General features: G+C 65.2%; 15 protein-coding genes. 1 reads left to right on the forward strand and 14 read right to left on the reverse strand.

From position 1 onward, the window contains the following. Window positions 1-159: 159 nt before the first annotated feature. On the reverse strand, window positions 160-951 hold the full coding sequence (gene dapB, locus B4F51_RS17060) for a 4-hydroxy-tetrahydrodipicolinate reductase (protein WP_296227476.1): 792 nt from the start codon (window positions 949-951) through the stop codon (window positions 160-162). Between the two features lie 106 nt (window positions 952-1,057). Further along, complete coding sequence (locus B4F51_RS17065; RefSeq protein WP_296227478.1) at window positions 1,058-1,726, reverse strand: outer membrane protein assembly factor BamE; 669 nt, start codon at window positions 1,724-1,726, stop codon at window positions 1,058-1,060. A gap of 153 nt (window positions 1,727-1,879) precedes the next feature. Here B4F51_RS17065 and fur point away from each other — a divergent pair, with 153 nt between their 5' ends. Continuing rightward, complete coding sequence (gene fur, locus B4F51_RS17070; protein WP_296227480.1) at window positions 1,880-2,311, forward strand: ferric iron uptake transcriptional regulator; 432 nt, start codon at window positions 1,880-1,882, stop codon at window positions 2,309-2,311. 88 nt (window positions 2,312-2,399) lie between these two features. Here the strand turns inward: fur and B4F51_RS17075 are convergent, their stop codons facing one another. From B4F51_RS17075 to B4F51_RS17130, 12 genes are all read right to left on the reverse strand, one after another. Continuing rightward, window positions 2,400-3,452, reverse strand: coding sequence for a LysR family transcriptional regulator (locus tag B4F51_RS17075; RefSeq protein WP_296227482.1), 1,053 nt, complete (start codon window positions 3,450-3,452; stop codon window positions 2,400-2,402). Window positions 3,453-3,771: 319 nt separating this feature from the next. After that, window positions 3,772-4,770: a type I glyceraldehyde-3-phosphate dehydrogenase gene (gap, locus tag B4F51_RS17080; RefSeq protein WP_296227484.1), complete on the reverse strand. Its 999-nt coding sequence runs from the start codon at window positions 4,768-4,770 to the stop codon at window positions 3,772-3,774. 76 nt (window positions 4,771-4,846) lie between these two features. Further along, entirely contained in the window at window positions 4,847-6,874 is a 2,028-nt protein-coding gene (gene tkt, locus B4F51_RS17085; RefSeq protein ID WP_296227486.1) for a transketolase, read from the reverse strand. Between the two features lie 123 nt (window positions 6,875-6,997). Continuing rightward, on the reverse strand, window positions 6,998-8,146 hold the full coding sequence (gene dgoD / locus B4F51_RS17090) for a galactonate dehydratase (protein ID WP_296227489.1): 1,149 nt from the start codon (window positions 8,144-8,146) through the stop codon (window positions 6,998-7,000). Continuing rightward, window positions 8,143-8,778, reverse strand: a complete 636-nt coding sequence (locus B4F51_RS17095) for a 2-dehydro-3-deoxy-6-phosphogalactonate aldolase (protein ID WP_296227490.1) — start codon at window positions 8,776-8,778, stop codon at window positions 8,143-8,145. The genes dgoD and B4F51_RS17095 overlap by 4 nt, the downstream gene beginning before the upstream one ends. Window positions 8,779-8,781: 3 nt before the next feature. Further along, the gene (locus tag B4F51_RS17100) at window positions 8,782-9,579 is read right to left on the reverse strand and encodes an SDR family oxidoreductase (RefSeq protein WP_296227492.1); all 798 of its coding nucleotides are present in this window, start codon (window positions 9,577-9,579) and stop codon (window positions 8,782-8,784) included. 3 nt (window positions 9,580-9,582) lie between these two features. Continuing rightward, window positions 9,583-10,482 carry an aldose 1-epimerase gene (locus B4F51_RS17105; RefSeq protein ID WP_296227495.1) on the reverse strand — a complete coding sequence of 300 codons (900 nt, stop codon included), beginning with the start codon at window positions 10,480-10,482 and terminating at the stop codon, window positions 9,583-9,585. After that, on the reverse strand, window positions 10,463-11,377 hold the full coding sequence (locus B4F51_RS17110; protein WP_296227497.1) for an SMP-30/gluconolactonase/LRE family protein: 915 nt from the start codon (window positions 11,375-11,377) through the stop codon (window positions 10,463-10,465). Before B4F51_RS17110 ends, B4F51_RS17105 begins: the two co-directional genes overlap by 20 nt. A gap of 10 nt (window positions 11,378-11,387) precedes the next feature. Further along, window positions 11,388-12,407 (reverse strand): L-arabinose ABC transporter permease AraH, encoded by a 1,020-nt coding sequence (araH, locus tag B4F51_RS17115; protein ID WP_296227498.1) that lies wholly within the window; start codon window positions 12,405-12,407, stop codon window positions 11,388-11,390. A 16-nt stretch (window positions 12,408-12,423) separates the two neighbouring features. Next, window positions 12,424-13,950 (reverse strand): L-arabinose ABC transporter ATP-binding protein AraG, encoded by a 1,527-nt coding sequence (gene araG, locus B4F51_RS17120; RefSeq protein ID WP_296227500.1) that lies wholly within the window; start codon window positions 13,948-13,950, stop codon window positions 12,424-12,426. Window positions 13,951-13,983: 33 nt separating this feature from the next. Beyond that, window positions 13,984-14,997 carry an arabinose ABC transporter substrate-binding protein gene (locus B4F51_RS17125; RefSeq protein WP_296227501.1) on the reverse strand — a complete coding sequence of 338 codons (1,014 nt, stop codon included), beginning with the start codon at window positions 14,995-14,997 and terminating at the stop codon, window positions 13,984-13,986. Window positions 14,998-15,065: 68 nt separating this feature from the next. Further along, window positions 15,066-16,085 carry a 2-dehydro-3-deoxygalactonokinase gene (locus tag B4F51_RS17130; RefSeq protein ID WP_296227502.1) on the reverse strand — a complete coding sequence of 340 codons (1,020 nt, stop codon included), beginning with the start codon at window positions 16,083-16,085 and terminating at the stop codon, window positions 15,066-15,068. Window positions 16,086-16,095: the final 10 nt, after the last annotated feature.

Consider the following 16,095-nt stretch of genomic DNA (forward strand, 5'->3'; position numbering starts at 1 on the left):
ACCCGGGCGATTGCAGCTGCGGCGCTGTGCACACGCAGCCGGGATTAGATGACGGAAAAGGTCCGATTATACCGTCGCCACCCACCCCATCCGGGCGATGGCAACGCTGCAAAAAGGCGCCGGACAGGCCTGCCGGTGCCCCTTCCGCGCCCGCCCGCCTTACAGGCCGAGCACGTCGTTCATGTCGTACAGGCCCTTCTTGCCGGCCACAAACACCGCCGCGCGCACTGCACCTTCGGCATACGACTGGCGCGTGTTGGAGCGATGTGTGATCTCGATGCGCTCGCCGTCGCCGGCGAACAGGACGGTATGGTCACCGACGATATCGCCGCCGCGAATGGTGGCAAAGCCGATAGTGCCGTTCTCGCGCGGGCCGGTCTCGCCCTCGCGCGCATAGACAGCGCGATCAGCCAGCTTGGTGCCCTGCGCCTCGGCGACGATCTCACCCATCTTCAGCGCGGTGCCCGACGGCGCGTCGATCTTGTGCTTGTGGTGCGCCTCGATGATCTCCACGTCGTAGCCCTGCGCCAGGATCTTCGCGGCCACTTCGATCAGCTTGAAGGTTGCGTTCACGCCCACGCTCATGTTGGGCGCCCAGACCACGCCGATCGACTCGCCATAGGTCTTGAAGCTCGCCTTCTGCTCAGCCGTGAAGCCGGTGGTACCGATCACCACGCCCGTCCCCAGTTCGCGCGCCACGTTCAAGTGATTGAGCGTCGCGTCGGGGCGAGTGAAGTCGATCAGCACATCGGCCTGCGACAGTCCCGCGCGCACGTCGTCGGTGACGATCACGCCCGTGGTCTTGCCCAGCTTGGCGCCGGCATCCTGGCCGACGGCATCGCTGCCCGGACGGTCCAGCGCCGCGCCCAGTGTCACGCCCGGGGTGCGCAATACGGTGTCGATCAGCATTTGGCCCATGCGGCCCGAGGCACCTGCAATCGCAATCTTCATGACGGTCGGAAGAAAAAAGAGAAATCGGTCTGTAAAACGCACGAGCGGCGGAACCGGTCCGCCGCTCGCTCAAAAGATGTCAGGCCTGTTGCCGGCCGCTCACCCTTCAGGGCGACTTTGTGGCCGGCGGCGGCACACTGGTGTCGGTGCCGCCACCGCCGGTGCGGTGTTCCGGTAGCGTCACGTCCACCGTGTTCTTGGAGCCGGCGGTCGACTGCACGCGGTCACTCACCTCGGCCGACGGGATCGACGGTGCACGCGTTGCCGGCGCGGCGCCCGCAGCGGCAGCGGCCTCGGCAGCCTCCTTCTTCGGACGTTTGATGCCGTCGATCTCGGCAATCAGCTCGGCCTCGGACGGCAGCTCATCCGCGCCGACCCATTTGCTCAGGCGGTCGCCGTCAAACCACACGGTCAGCTTGCGCTCCTGCACGACGTTGGTGTTGCCGCGCTTGAACGAGAAGACGTAGTCCCAGCGGTTGGCGTGGAACATGTCGGTCAGGAGCGGCGTGCCGAGCACGAAGCGCACCTGGTCGCGCGTCATGCCTTCCTTGAGCTGCGCCGCCTGCTCGCGCGAAACGAAGTTGCCCTGCACGATATCGATGCGATACGGCGTGATGGCATTGGCGATCTTGCGCGTGGTGTTGTCGTAGGCCGAACACCCGCCCAGCAGCGCCGACGCGGCGGAAACGGCGAGCACAGCGCCCAGCACGAAGCCGCGGCGACAGGCTGCGGCATTGGCAAAACGGACAGGACTGTGCGCAAAAGAAAAGGTCATTAGCGATCGGCCTTCAAACGGTCCCGGGTAAGCCCGGTGCAAGAGGGTTGGCGGGGGCGCAGGCACATCCGGCGCGCCTGTCCGGCAGGACTTTTGCCGCCAAAACCCTTATGATTGGAATATCCGAACATTGTACTCTAGGGAGCCAGGCGCATGCCGAGTCCTGCAGACCTCAAGAACATCGGTCTGAAAGCCACGGTGCCGAGGTTGAAGATCCTCGAGATCTTTCAGACCAGCGAAGAGCGCCACCTGAGCGCCGAAGACGTGTACCGCATCCTGCTCGCCGAGCACATGGACATTGGCCTTGCCACGGTCTACCGCGTGCTGACGCAATTCGAGCAAGCCGGGCTGCTGTCGCGCAACAACTTCGAATCCGGCAAGGCCATCTACGAGCTCAACGAGGGCAAGCACCACGACCATCTCGTGTGCCTCGATTGCGGCCGCGTGGAGGAGTTCTTCGACGCTGAGATCGAACAGCGCCAGCAAAGCATCGCGCGCGCGCGCGGCTTTGCACTGCAGGAGCATGCGCTATCGCTCTACGGAAACTGCACGAAGGAGCCGTGCCCGCACCGCCCTAAGCGCTGACGCCTTAGCGCCAAAGTTCATCCATTGCAAAAGAAAACGGCCGCATCGTCTGCGGCCGTTTTTCATTGGGGCGGGAATGTCGCGGGGGTCAGGCGGACAACCGCGTCTCACCCTCCTTTTCTGCGTCGCCCTTGCCATTCTTGCTGGCCTTGCCTGTCTTGCCCGATTCGTCGGTCAGCGGCGGCGGATGCGCCGGTGCGCCAATTGCCTGGCCGGTGTATTCGGCCACGACCTGCTTGAACAGGTTGCGCGCCCAGACCAGCATCGGATGCGTATTGCGGCTGCGGTGCCACAGCATGTTCAGACCCAGCACAGTCTCAAGCTCCGCCGGCAGCGGGAAGGCGTTGAGGTCGTAGACCTGGCACACCAGATCCTTCATCAGCGAGTTGACCGTGAAGATCATGTCGGTCTGCGAGGCGACCTCGGCCTGGGTGCGCCAGCCATGCACGGTCATGGTGGAGTTGCGCTTCAGGCCGCGCTGCTGCAGGGCGTAGTCGAGCGGAATGAGAGACGGCGCCACGCGGTTACCCGGGCTGCCCTGCGCGACGAAGATGTGCTCGCACTCGAGGTACTGTTCGAGCGTGCAGCGGTCGGCGAGGGTCGGATGGCCCTTGCGCGAGCAGACCCACATGTTGAAGGAGGTCACGACCTCCTCCATGATCTCGGGGTGACGCGTGGGGAACGGCGAGAACGCGAGGTCCAGTTCGTTGGCGCGCATGGCGGCCACGTCGGTCTCCCACGAGGAGGACTCCGTCAAGCGCACCTGCAGACCCGGCGCCAGACGCTTGATGCGCAGCAGGAAGCGGTCGAACAGCGCATCGCCCAGCGTGCCGGCAAAGCTGACGTTGAACGTGCCGGTAGCTTCGGCCGGATCGAACGTGGCGATATCGCCCTCGTTGATGGCCGCCCACAAGTCAAGCATCTCGCGCACCTTGGGGCCCAGTTCGAGCGCCTTGGGCGTCGGCGTCAGACCGTGCGGGACGCGGATGAAAAGCGGATCGTCGAAGATCTCGCGCAGGCGGCCCAGCGAGTGGGATACGGCCGGCGCGGTCATGTGCATCTTTTCAGCCACGTAGGCGGCGTTCCGCTTGCTGAGCAGCTCGACAAAAATCACCAACAGCTTGGTATCGACGTTGACCATGGGACGCCTTGGCTCAGACGGTTGGAAAGCCGAAAAGGCAAACGTTGCGCAAGCAACGGCCGGACGCGGCGAAATCGCTGCCACGTCAAAATGTAGTATTTGTTCAGTGTACGGAACAGGCCCCGATTTTCAAAGCAAATTCCTGTCGCCTGCACTCGAAACTTGCTTCGGCGCAAACGTTTTCGTTACGCACTATAACAAAGGCGGCATGACAGGCTCGAGAACCCATCATGCCGCCTTCGCATGAAGCACCAGTCAAATTACTTAGTTTGCATCATAAACTCCCGCACGCGTGCTTTCCGTGCGGCAACGTGCAGGATTACTTGGCCACCACGCGAGCCATTTCCAGCACCTTGTTCGAGTAGCCCCACTCGTTGTCGTACCAGCTCACCACCTTGATGAAGGTGCCGTCCAGCGCGATACCGGCTTCGGCGTCGAAAATCGAGGTGCGGGCGTCGCCGCGGAAGTCCGTAGCCACGACCTTGTCTTCAGTGTAGCCCAGCACCCCCTTGAGCGCGCCTTGGCTCTGCGCCTTCATCTCGGCGCAGATTTCTTCGTACGAAGCGGACTTTTCCAACTCGACGGTCAGGTCGACCACCGACACGTCGGAGGTCGGCACGCGGAACGACATGCCGGTCAGCTTCTTGTTGAGCTGCGGGATCACCACGCCCACGGCCTTGGCAGCGCCGGTGCTGGACGGGATGATGTTTTCCAGGATGCCGCGGCCGCCGCGCCAGTCCTTGTTGGACGGGCCGTCAACGGTCTTCTGCGTGGCGGTGGCAGCGTGCACGGTGGTCATCAGGCCGCGCTTGATGCCCCACTTGTCGTTCAGCACCTTGGCAACCGGTGCCAGGCAGTTGGTGGTGCACGAAGCGTTGGAGATGATCGCCTCGCCCTTGTACGTTTCGTGGTTCACGCCGTAGACGAACATCGGGGTGTCGTCCTTGGACGGAGCCGACATGATCACCTTCTTGGCGCCCGCGTCGATGTGCTTCTGTGCGCCTTCCTTGGTCAGGAAGATGCCGGTGGACTCGACCACCACGTCGGCGCCGACGGCGCCCCATTGCAGCTCGGACGGATCCTTCACGGCGGTCAGGCGGATCTTCTTGCCGTTGACGACCAGCGTGTTGCCGTCGACCGACACTTCGCCGTCAAAGCGGCCGTGCACCGAGTCGTACTTGAGCATGTACGCCAGGTAGTCGGGCTCGAGCAGGTCGTTGATGGCAACGACTTCGATGTCCTTGAAGTTGGCGATGGCGGCGCGGAACACCATGCGTCCGATGCGGCCGAAGCCGTTGATGCCGATCTTGATGGTCATGGTCAGTCTCCTGATAGCAAAGGTGAAATCGACGAAAGCAACGCGGCACCTCGTGGGTGCCGCGCGCAACTAACTTTCAAACAACCGGAGCGATGACGCTCTTGGCCGTGTTCGCCACGTTTTCGACGGTGAAGCCGAAGTGCTTGAACAGCACGCCCGCCGGGGCCGACTCACCGAACGTGTCGATGCCGACCACGGCCTGCACCTGGTATTTCCACCAGAAATCGGTCACGCCAGCCTCAACGGCGATACGCGGCACGCCGGCCGGCAGCACGCTGGCCTTGTAGGCCGAGTCCTGCTTGTCGAACACGGTGGTGGCGGGAATCGACACCACGCGCGCCTGGATGCCCTCGGAGGCCAGGTGATCAGCGGCGCCAACGGCCAGGCCGACTTCCGAACCCGTAGCGATGATGACCACATCCGGTCGCTTGCCATCGGCAGCATCGCGCAGCACATAGCCGCCGCGGGCGATGGCCTCGCGGGTGGCCGGGTTGCGCGCCTGGAACGGCAGGTTCTGGCGACTGAAGATCAGGCAGCTCGGGCCGTGCTGGCGCTCGATGGCGGCAGCCCAGGCGACGGCGGTTTCGGTGGTGTCGGCGGTGCGCCAGACATCCATGTTCGGGATCAGACGCAGGCTCGAGACGTGCTCGATGGATTGGTGCGTCGGGCCGTCTTCGCCCAGGCCGATTGAATCGTGCGTGAAGACGAAGATCGAGCGGATCTTCATCAGCGCGGCCATGCGCAGCGCGCTGCGGCTGTAGTCGGAGAACGTCAGGAACGTACCGCCATACGGAATGTAGCCGCCGTGCAGCGCGATGCCGTTCATGACGGCGCTCATGCCGAACTCGCGCACGCCGTAGTTGATGTGGTTGCCCCAGGCATCCACGCGCACGGCCTTGCTGCCGCTCCAGTTGGTCAGGTTCGAGCCGGTCAGGTCGGCCGAGCCGCCCAGCAGCTCGCCCAGCACCGGGCCGTAGGCTTCCAGCGTGTTCTGGCTGGCCTTGCGGGTGGCGATGGTCTCGGCCTTCAGTTCGCACTTTTCGACGAACTCGGCGACGGCCTTCTCGAAGCTGGCCGGCAGCTCACCGCGCATGCGGCGCTCGAACTGCTCGGCTTCGGCCGGGTAACGCTCGGAATAGGCATCGAACAGCGCGTTCCAGGCCTTCTCCAGCGCTTGGCCCTGGCCGCGCGCGTCCCACGCGTCGTACACAGCTTGCGGCACTTCGAACGGGGCGTGCGGCCACGCCAGCGCTTCGCGCGCAGCGGCAATCTCGACGCCGCCCAGCGGAGCGCCGTGCACGTCGTGGCCGCCTTCCTTGTTCGGCGCGCCCTTGCCGATCACGGTGCGGCAGCAGATCAGGGTCGGCTTGTCGGACGTCTTGGCTTCGGCAATGGCGCCTTCCACGGCAGCCACGTTATGGCCGTCCACGGCGCGGATCACATTCCAGCCGTAGGCTTCGAAGCGCTTCGGAGTGTCGTCATTGAACCAGTGGACGACGTCGCCGTCGATGGAGATGCCGTTGTCGTCCCACAGCGCGACCAGCTTGTTCAGCTTGAGCGTGCCGGCCAGCGAGCAGGCTTCGTGGCTGATGCCTTCCATCAGGCAGCCGTCGCCCAGGAAGACGTAAGTGTGATGGTTGACGATGTCAAAGCCCGGGCGGTTGAATTCCTGGCCCAGCAGGCGTTCGGCCAGCGCCATACCGACGGCATTGGTGATGCCCTGGCCGAGCGGGCCGGTGGTGGTTTCAACACCCGGGGTGATGCCATATTCTGGGTGGCCAGCGGTCTTGCTGTGCAGTTGACGGAAGTTCTTCAGTTCCGACATCGGCAGGTCGTAGCCCGTCAGGTGCAGCAGCGCGTACAGCAGCATCGAGCCGTGACCGTTGGACAGCACGAAGCGGTCGCGATCAGGCCAGCGGGGGTTCAGCGGGTTGTGGCGCAGGTGGCGGCTCCACAGCGCCACGGCGATGTCCGCCATGCCCATCGGCATGCCGGGGTGGCCCGAGTTGGCCTGCTGGACGGCGTCCATGGCAAGCACGCGGATGGCATTGGCCATCAGCTGGGTGGGCTGGGTGGTAATCGAATGGAGGGCGGGGGCGGTCATGCAAACCTGCGGACGGAAGGCGGGAAAGGCGCGATTTTACCAGACGAGGATGACCCAGCTGGGGTGATCGTGGTCATTGAAATGCGCTGCAACTGCCCGTTTCTCACCCCTTGCCCGCCCTGCTTACCACTCCGCGACGGAACCGTCGGCGTGGCGCCACACCGGGTTGCGCCAGTCGGGCGCCTCCTTGCTGCGCTCAATGACCAGCGCCTCGTCAATGTCGACGCCCAGCCCCGGCAGGCGCGGCGGGCGGATATAGCCGCCTTCGAGCGCAAAATCGGCCTTGTTGCGCACGTAATCGAGCAATTCGGCGCCCTTGTTGTAATGGATGCCCATGCTTTGCTCCTGCAACGTGGCGTTCCAGCTCACGAAGTCGATATGCAGGCAAGCCGCCAGGGCGATCGGCCCCAGCGGGCAATGCGGCGCCAGCGCCACATCGTAGGCCTCGGCCATTCCGGCGATCTTCAGGCATTCGGTGATGCCGCCCGCGTGCGACAGGTCCGGCTGCAGGATCGACACCCCGCCTGCCTCCAGTACGCGCTTGAAATCGAAGCGCGAGAACATGCGCTCGCCGGCGGCGATCGGCAGGTGGGTCTGCGCGGCCAGGCGGGCGTAGCACTCGGCCTGCTCCGCCAGCACGGGTTCTTCGATGAAGAGCGGGCGGTACGGCTCCAGTTCCTTGATGAGCACCTTGGCCATCGGCGCAGAAACACGGCCGTGGAAGTCCAGCCCGAATTCGACCGTGTTGCCGAAGGCCGAGCGGATTTCCGCCACGCGCGCCACCGCCGCATCGACCGCGCGCGAGGTGTCGATGATGCCCATCTCCTCGCAGCCGTTGAGCTTGAAGTGGTCGAAGCCGCCGGCCTGCAGCGCCTTCATGCCGGCAATCACGTCGGCCGGGCGGTCGCCGCCGACCCAGCTATAGGTCCGCATCTTGTCGCGCACGAGGCCGCCGAGTAGTTCGTACACCGGCACGCCCAGCACCTTGCCCTTGATGTCCCACAGCGCCTGGTCGACGCCGGCGATGGCACTCATCAGGATCGGCCCGCCGCGATAGAAGCCCGCGCGGTACATGGTTTGCCAGAGGTCGTTAATACGGCGCGGGTCCTGGCCGATGAGGTAGTCGGACAGCTCATGCACCGCCGCTTCCACCGTGCGCGCGCGGCCTTCGATGACGGGCTCGCCCCAGCCGGTGACGCCTTCGTCGGTCTCGACTTTCAGGAACATCCAGCGCGGAGGCAGGCGGTAGGTGGTCAGGCGGGTGATTTTCATGGATGGATCGTGCGGTCGGATTGGACGGAACGGTATGCGGTGACGAAGGCGCGCGCGCGTTCGGCGGTGCGCTCGAGGGGCTGGCCGGGGCGATACAGGTCACCGCCGAGCCCGGCGCCGACGCAGCCCGCGGCAAGGTAGTCGACCAGGTTGTCCGGCGTGATGCCGCCGACGGCAAACACCGGCACCTCGGGCGGCAGCACCGCCTTGAGCGCACGCACGTAGCCGGGGCCGAGTTCGCCAGCGGGGAAGATCTTCAGCGCTTCGGCGCCGGCGTCGAGTGCTGCGAACGCCTCGGTGGCGGTCATGCAGCCGATGCAGGTGACCAGCTTGCGCGCGGCGGCGGCGCGAATGACGTCGGCATTCGTGTTGGGCGTGACAACCAGCCTGCCGCCTGCTGCGACCATCAGCTCGACGTCTGCTGGTCGCAGCACGGTGCCGGCGCCGATCAGCGCGCGATCGCCAAACGCGCGTGCAGCCAGTTGCACGCTCTGCGCCCAATCGGGCGAATTGAGCGGAATCTCGATCGCGTCGAAACCGACATCGACAAGCGCCTGCGTGTGCGCCAGCACCTCGTCAGGGCGGATGCCTCGCAGGATGGCGATCAACGGAAGATGAGCGGTCCAGGTCATGCGTTACTCGTGATAGAGCTGCGAGCGGCCGCCATCAATCAGGATGTCGGCCGCGTTGATGAAGCGTGCCTCGTCGGAGGCGAGGAACAGCGCGGTGTAGGCAACCTCTTCAGGCTCACCGATGCGCTTGCACGGCAGCAGTTCCGCCTGGCGGCGGCGCTCGGCCTCGGGGTCGGGGGCGGCGGCAAAGCCGGCCTCGGCAATCGGCGTGAGGATCAGCCCCGGCGAGATCGAATTGACGCGGATGCCACGCGCCGCATATTCAATGCCCAGCGCCCGCGTGAGCCCGATCAACCCGTGCTTGGCCACCGGATACGGAAACGCCCCCGGGATGATCTTGTGCCCGTGCACCGATGCGATATTCACAATGCTGCCGGCGCCGCGCGCAAGCATGTGCGGCAGCACGGCGCGCGCGCAATGCCAGGCGCCCTCCAGGTCGACCGACAGGCAGCGCGCCCAGTCGTCTTCACTCAGTTTGAGCGGGTCGGAAAACACGTTGATGCCCGCGTTGTTGACCAGCACATCGATGCCGCCGAAACGCTCGACACCGGCCGCCACCATCGCGTCAACCTGATCGCGGTGGCGCACGTCGGCTTGCATGAGGAGGATGTTGTCGGCGTCGCCGAGGGAGGCCGCGAAGGCCTCGGCGCGCTCGTCACGCACCAGCGCGTTGACGATCACGCGCGCACCGTGCTGGGCGAACAATTTGGCGGTGGCAGCGCCGATGCCCTGCGTGGCGCCGGTCACCAAGGCGACCTTGCCGGCCAAGCGCGGCGGGAAGGACGTAGGAGTTGCAGTCATGCGTCAGAACGATGTCACGGTGAATTGGTAACTGCGCTGCAAGCTCTGGCCGGTAGCAAGAATGGTCAGGCCGTGATCCTGCTGCGCACACGACGAGCCCGGCAGGTTGTGCGCGTTGATGGTGTGGTCGACCGGCTCGAAGCAGAAGAAGTCTTGGCCGACTGGGGTGTAAAGCACGTAGCGCGAGGTATCTGCGGAAATCGCCAGCGAAAGGCGCCGGTCGGGCCAGACAATCTCGGCATGTCCGTCCCAGCCCTCGAAGCTGTGGTCGATGTCGGCGCCGGCTGCCAACAGCCGGAGCTTACGGAAATCGGCATCTGCGGGCGCAGCCTGCAAGAGGGTCGGCAGATGATCGGGCGCGGCTTGCCACATGCCGGTGGCGGGCGCGTGCAAGCGCACGTCGGGTGTGCGCGGGAAGAACGGATGCAGCCCCAGGCCGAACGGCAGCGGCATGCCTTCGTTGCGCACCGTCAGCGCGATCTGCAGCGTGTTGCCGGCCAACGTGTAGCGCTGCAACGCCAGATACCGATACGGACCGCCGCGGTCCACCATGGCGGCCAGCTCAACGAAAGTCTCGCCCTGCGCGACCGGATGCCACGGCATCAGCCAGCCATGGCCATGAAGCGGATACGGTTCGTCATCGCGCGTGCGCGGCACTTCGATCGTCCGGCCCTGGAAGATGAAGCGACCGCCGCCGATGCGATTCGACCACGGCACCAGCGGATAGCACGCCAGCGCCTTGGGCTCGCGCAGCGCATCGTCGAGGTGCGCCGGGCGGAAGACGGGGATCGCATCGCCCCCGCTTGTTCCGCCACGCAGCGCATCGAAACGCAGCAGCCCGCCGCCCGCACCTGGCAGCACGTCGGCGCGCAGAACGCCGTTCTCAAGCCGGAACATGGGCATGGCCAAAACGAGCCTCGGGCAACCCGTGCACGCCCGGCACGGTCAGCCGGAAGACCGCGCCCGCATTCACGTCTTCTGCCCGCCGATGCGCGGACAAACCCTCATGCGCGCTCGCAACGTAGAGCACATCGCGCGCGGCGCCGCGAAACGCCGGACAGGTCGGCTGCGATGCCGGTACTGGAACATGCGCCAGCACGCGCCCATCCGGCGCATAGCGTGTCAGGCGGTTCCCGCCCCACTCCGCATTCCACAGGCAGCCATCGGCATCGACGGTGGAACCGTCTGGCGAGCCCTTGTGGAGGGTGCCGGCATCGGCGTCACGCAAGTCTGCGAACACGCGGATGTTGCCGACCTCGCCGGTCTGACCGTCGTAGTCGCACGCGTGGATGCGGCGGCTGGGGGTATCGCACCAGTACATCGTCTCGCCGTCGGGGCTGAAGGCGATGCTGTTGGCGATGGCGATGTTGGGCAAGTCGAGACGCTGCAGCGCGCCCAGCGGTGTGAAACGGTAGAAGCTGCCCAGCGGCTCGGGCCCGCCTTCGTGCATGGTGCCGAAGACGTAGTTGCCCGTGCGGTCCGCCCGGCCGTCGTTGATGCGGGTGGCGGGGTTGCCGGGTTCGACATCGGCCAGCAGCGTGAACTTGCCGGTGCGGATGTCGAAACGCGCGATGTTCTTGGCAAGGCCCAGGATCAGCGCGCCGGGTTCGCCCGTCAGCACGAAGGAGCCCAGGCGCTGCGGCAACGGCCATTGGCGCTCACGGCCGGTCGCCGGGTCGTGCTGCCACAGCAGGGATTCCTGAATGTCGGTCCACCAGAGCACGCCCAGCGCGTCATCCCAAAGGATGCCTTCGCCCAGCGTACAGCGCAGGTCGGACAACGTGGTTGCGATCGTCATGCGGTCTCCGTCAGTCGCGGCCACCGCGATTCTTCAACTGGTCGACCAACACCGCAGCCAGCAGGATGCCGCCGCGCACGAGGTACTGGTAGAACGCGTCGATATTCAGCAGGTTCATCGCGTTCTGCACCGTGCCCATGATCAGCACGCCGACCAGCACCCCGCTGATGGTGGCGCGGCCACCCAGCAGCGACACGCCGCCGAGCACGCACGCGGAGATGACGTTCAACTCAAAGCCCTGCGCTGCGTTCGGCTGACCGCTGGTGATGCGCGCAGCCAGGATCACGCCCGCCAGCGCGGCAATCACGCCCTGGATCAGGAAGATGACGATGCGCGTCATGTTGACGTTCACGCCCGCCAGCCGCGCGGCCTCGGGGTTACCGCCAATGGCCAGCGTATTGCGCCCGTAGACCGTCTTGTTGAGCAACACACCGAACACGACAAAGCACAGCGCCGCCACCCACACCGGCGTCGGCACGCCCAGGATGATGGTGTTGCCCAGATCGAAGAAAGCCATCTCCGACACGCCCACCGCCTGCCCGTGCGAAGCGATGAAGGCGAGGCCGCGCACGATCTCCATGGTAGCCAGCGTGGTGATGAGCGCGTTGATCTTCAGCCTGGCGATCACGAAGCCGTTGATACCGCCGATCACCGCCCCCGCCACCAGGCTCGCGCCGATGCCCAGTGCGATGCTGCCGGTGGCATTGATGATCATGGCGCACAGCACGCCGGCAAACGCCACCGTCGAGCCGATCGACAGGTCGAAGTCACGCGAGGCCAGGCAGAACATCATGGTGCAGGCCACCATGCCGATCTGCGAGACCGAGAGCGCCAGGCCCACCATGTTCTGCCACGAGAAGAAATACTCGACCGAGAACGACAGCGCGACAAACAGGATGGCGAAGATCAGCGGCAGACTGAAATCGTCCAGCAAGCGGAGCAGGCGCGTCTTGTTCATGGCCGCAGTTTTGTTATGAAGGGCCGACGCAGCCAGGGCGTCGGAATGTTGCAAGGGTTGAGACTGGGACATCACGTACTCCTGATTCTCAGGCGGCCAGCGGCGCGGAGGCCACGGGCGCAGATTCGGGTCGCAGGGCGAGCTTGAGCACGGCATGCTCGTTGGCCTGCTCGCGCGGCAATTCACCGGCGATGCGGCCTTCGCTCATCACCAGCACGCGGTCCGCCACGCCAAGGATCTCCGGCAGTTCGCTGGAAATCATCAGCACGGCGACGCCGCGCTCGGCCAGCTCGTACAGCACCTGGTAGATCTCGTTCTTGGCGCCCACGTCGATGCCGCGCGTGGGCTCGTCGATGATCAGCACGCGCATGTCGTCCTCAGCCAGCCAGCGCGCCAGAATGGCCTTTTGCTGGTTGCCGCCCGACAGCAGGCGAATCGGCTGCTCGCGGTTGGGCGTCTTGATGCGCAGGCGGGCGATGTAGTGATCAGCGATCTTCGCTTCCTGGCGGTCGTTGACGAACAGCCCGAAGCGCCGCTGGTTGCGCCGGCAACTGATATTGATGTTCTCCGACACCGAGCGGCAGCCGATGATGCCCTCTTCCTTGCGATCTTCCGGGCACAGCACCAGCCCCAAGCGGATGGCGTCGGCCACATCGCGGATACGGATCGGCGCGCCGTCCAGCGCGATGCTGCCGGCGGTCTTGCGATCTGCCCCGTAAATCAACCGCGCCAGCTCCGAGCGCCCGGCACCCACCAGCCCGAACAGCCCGACGATCTCGCCGCGCCGCACGGACAGGCTGGCCGGCTCGGCCAACTTCGGGCCCATGATGCCGTCCACCTGCAGGCGTACGTCGCCCAGCGCGCGCGGGCGGTAGTCGAAGATGTCGTCGATCTGGCGGCCGACCATCTGCGCGACCAGTTCATCGCGCGTGACGTTGGCTATCGACGGAAAATCCGCCACCTTGCGACCGTCGCGGAAAATCGTGCAGCCGTCGCACAGCTCAAAGATTTCATCCAACCGATGCGAGATGTAGATCAGCGCCCGGCCCTGCGCGCGCAGATCCTTCACCAGGCGGAAGAGGATGTCGGTCTCGCGGATCGACAACGAACTCGTCGGCTCATCCAGGGCAATCACGCGCGCATCACGCAGGATCGCCTTGCAGATCTCCACCATCTGGCGCTGGCCGATCGACAGATGCTTCAGCTTGGCGCGCGGGTCCAGGTCGACGCCGATGCGCGCGAGTTGCTCGCGCGTCCACGCCATCGCCTCGCGCTGGCGGATGAAGCCGCCGCTGGCCGGCAGGTGGCCGAGCAGCAGGTTGTCCATCACCGTCAGCTCGGGCACCGTCTGCAGCTCCTGGTGGATGACGGCGATGCCGGCGTCCAGCGCCGCGCGCGTGGTCGGGAACGTCACCGGACGCCCCTCGACGACGATCTGCCCGCCATCGGGCTGATAGTCGCCGCCGAGGATCTTCAGCAGCGTCGACTTGCCCGCGCCGTTCTCGCCCAGCAAGCCGTGCACGCGACCGCATTCGATGCCAAACGACACATCGGACAGCGCCCGCACGCCCGGGAACACCTTGCTGATGCCACGAAACTCAAGAAACGCCGACATGGCAAGTCTCCTTCAACAACGTTGTCCGCAAGATCACAAACCCATTTCCTGGCGGACTTGCTTCTCGTTGTCGCGTGTCATCAGGCGGCCGCTGGTCAGGATCAGCGGGTCCGGTGCCTTGTTGTTCTTGATCCACTCGTACATGTTGACCGAGGTTTCGTAGCCATGGCGCTTCGGACTGATCAGCACGGTGCCGAAGAAACCGGTCTTCTCGGGCTTGGCAAACTCGTTGAGCGCCGACTGGCTGCCGCCGATGCCCACACCGATGATGTCTGCCGGCTTCACGCCATGGCCTTCAGCTGCGCGCACCGCGCCAAGCACCGCCTCGTCGTTCAGGCCGAATGCAATCCAGTGCTTGAACTTCGGGTTCTTGGTAAGCGTGATGTTGGCGGCGTTGAAGGCGGCCTCGGTATCCGTCTTGGCCTGCGGGCTGGTCAGCACGTTGGCGGCCGGAAAGCCAGCCTTGGTGAGCGCGGCCACGGCGCCGTCCGTACGTTCCTTGGCGGTCGGCAACTGGTCATACGCAATGCGAATGGCGCCGACTTCGGCCAGGTTCCAGCCGCGCTTCTTCATCTCCTGCGTGATGGCGTCGCCCACCTGCTCGCCGATCTTGGCGGCCGAGATGCCCATGTGCGGCACGGCTTCGATCGGCTTGCCGCCGCCGTCGACCAGGCGGTCGTCCACCGTCATCAGCTTGAGGTTGTTCTGCTTGGCCTTGGCCACCACCGCCGGCCCGAGCTTGACGTCCGGCACGCAGATCACGAAGCCCTGCGCGTGCTGCGCGCCCAGGTTGTCGATGGCGGTCAGCACCTCGCCGCCGCTGGGCACGCCGATCTTGACCAGCTTGAAGCCCTTCTCCTTGGCGGCCTGGTCGGCGAACTTCCATTCGTCCTGGAACCACGGCTCTTCGGGCTGTTTGACCAGGAAGCCGATCTTCACGTCTTCGGCCGCATGGGCAAAGACAGGAATAGCGCCGGCCATGGCAAACAGGGTGGCGGCCGCAATGGCCCGAATGGTCTTAAGCGTCCCGCGTCGTTGTTGGTTCATGTTGTCTCCTGGTGGTGCCGTCGTTGCAGCACCTGTTCTGCTGTGAGTGAATGGAGATGGCATCGGCGCTAGGCCTGCGCCACCTTGAGTGTTTTCACCAGACCACGCTCGCGTGCGATGGCGATCGCGCCGCTGCCGGCCAGGTGTTCCTGCTGTTCGCTGCTTGTTACCGTCACCTTGCCCGAGAAGAAATCGTCGTCCGACACCAGCACGGCCAGCGCCTCGCGCAACAGCGGCTTGCCCGTAATGACGAACTGCGTGCCCGGGTTCATGCGGATCGCACTGCTGTTTTTGAGCGTGAGCAGATCTGCGCCCAGCACCGCACCCAGCAGGAAGTTGGCCCGCGCATTGCGCTCGTAGATCGTGAACTGGCCCAGCGTGCGCACCATGAAGCAGGCGCGCCCCAGGCCGATGCTGCTGGCGCTGCGCGCGCCGGCCAGCAGCATCTCAGGATCGACCTCGCTGGCGAAGTCGGAATCCAACGCATCGGCCAGGATCGTGTTGTGCGTGATCACGTGCAGCAGCTCGCCGGCCAGCGTGGTCACGCAGCCAGTGATGCGCTGATCCGCATCCAGATGCACGAACTTCGAGTGCGACCCCGGCAGCACGATCACCGCAGGTTCGGTGATCCCAAGTCGCGAGACCAGGCCCATCGTCTCGACCTCTTCGCCACGCATCATGTCCATCGACTCGATGTTGTGCAGGCCGAGGTTCTCCACCGGATTGCGCACGCCCGGCACAAACCAGATCGGCTGGGCACACACCTCGGGGATGCTCGCCTGCACCATGCCTGCGGCCAAGTCGCGCAGGCCGGCCGGCGCCACCAGATGCGGCACTTCGTGCAGGCCGACGTTGGAGGTGATCATGCCGGACGCCAGCACCAGGTCGACCTGGCTCATGCCTAAGCCGACCTTCTGCAGTGCGGCTTCGATGGTGTCCTGCACACCGCGCTGCAGCGTCGTCTTGTTGCCGGTGATAGCGGTGTCGCGCACACCGACCTGGCGTGCAGCCTGGCAAAGTGCAACGTCGTCACGCCAGACGGTGACGCGCGTGTTGGTGGTACCGGTGTCGATGGTGAGGATGTTCATGCGTGGCATT

This window comes from Ralstonia sp. UBA689 (assembly GCF_002298975.1).
Classification (GTDB): domain Bacteria; phylum Pseudomonadota; class Gammaproteobacteria; order Burkholderiales; family Burkholderiaceae; genus Ralstonia.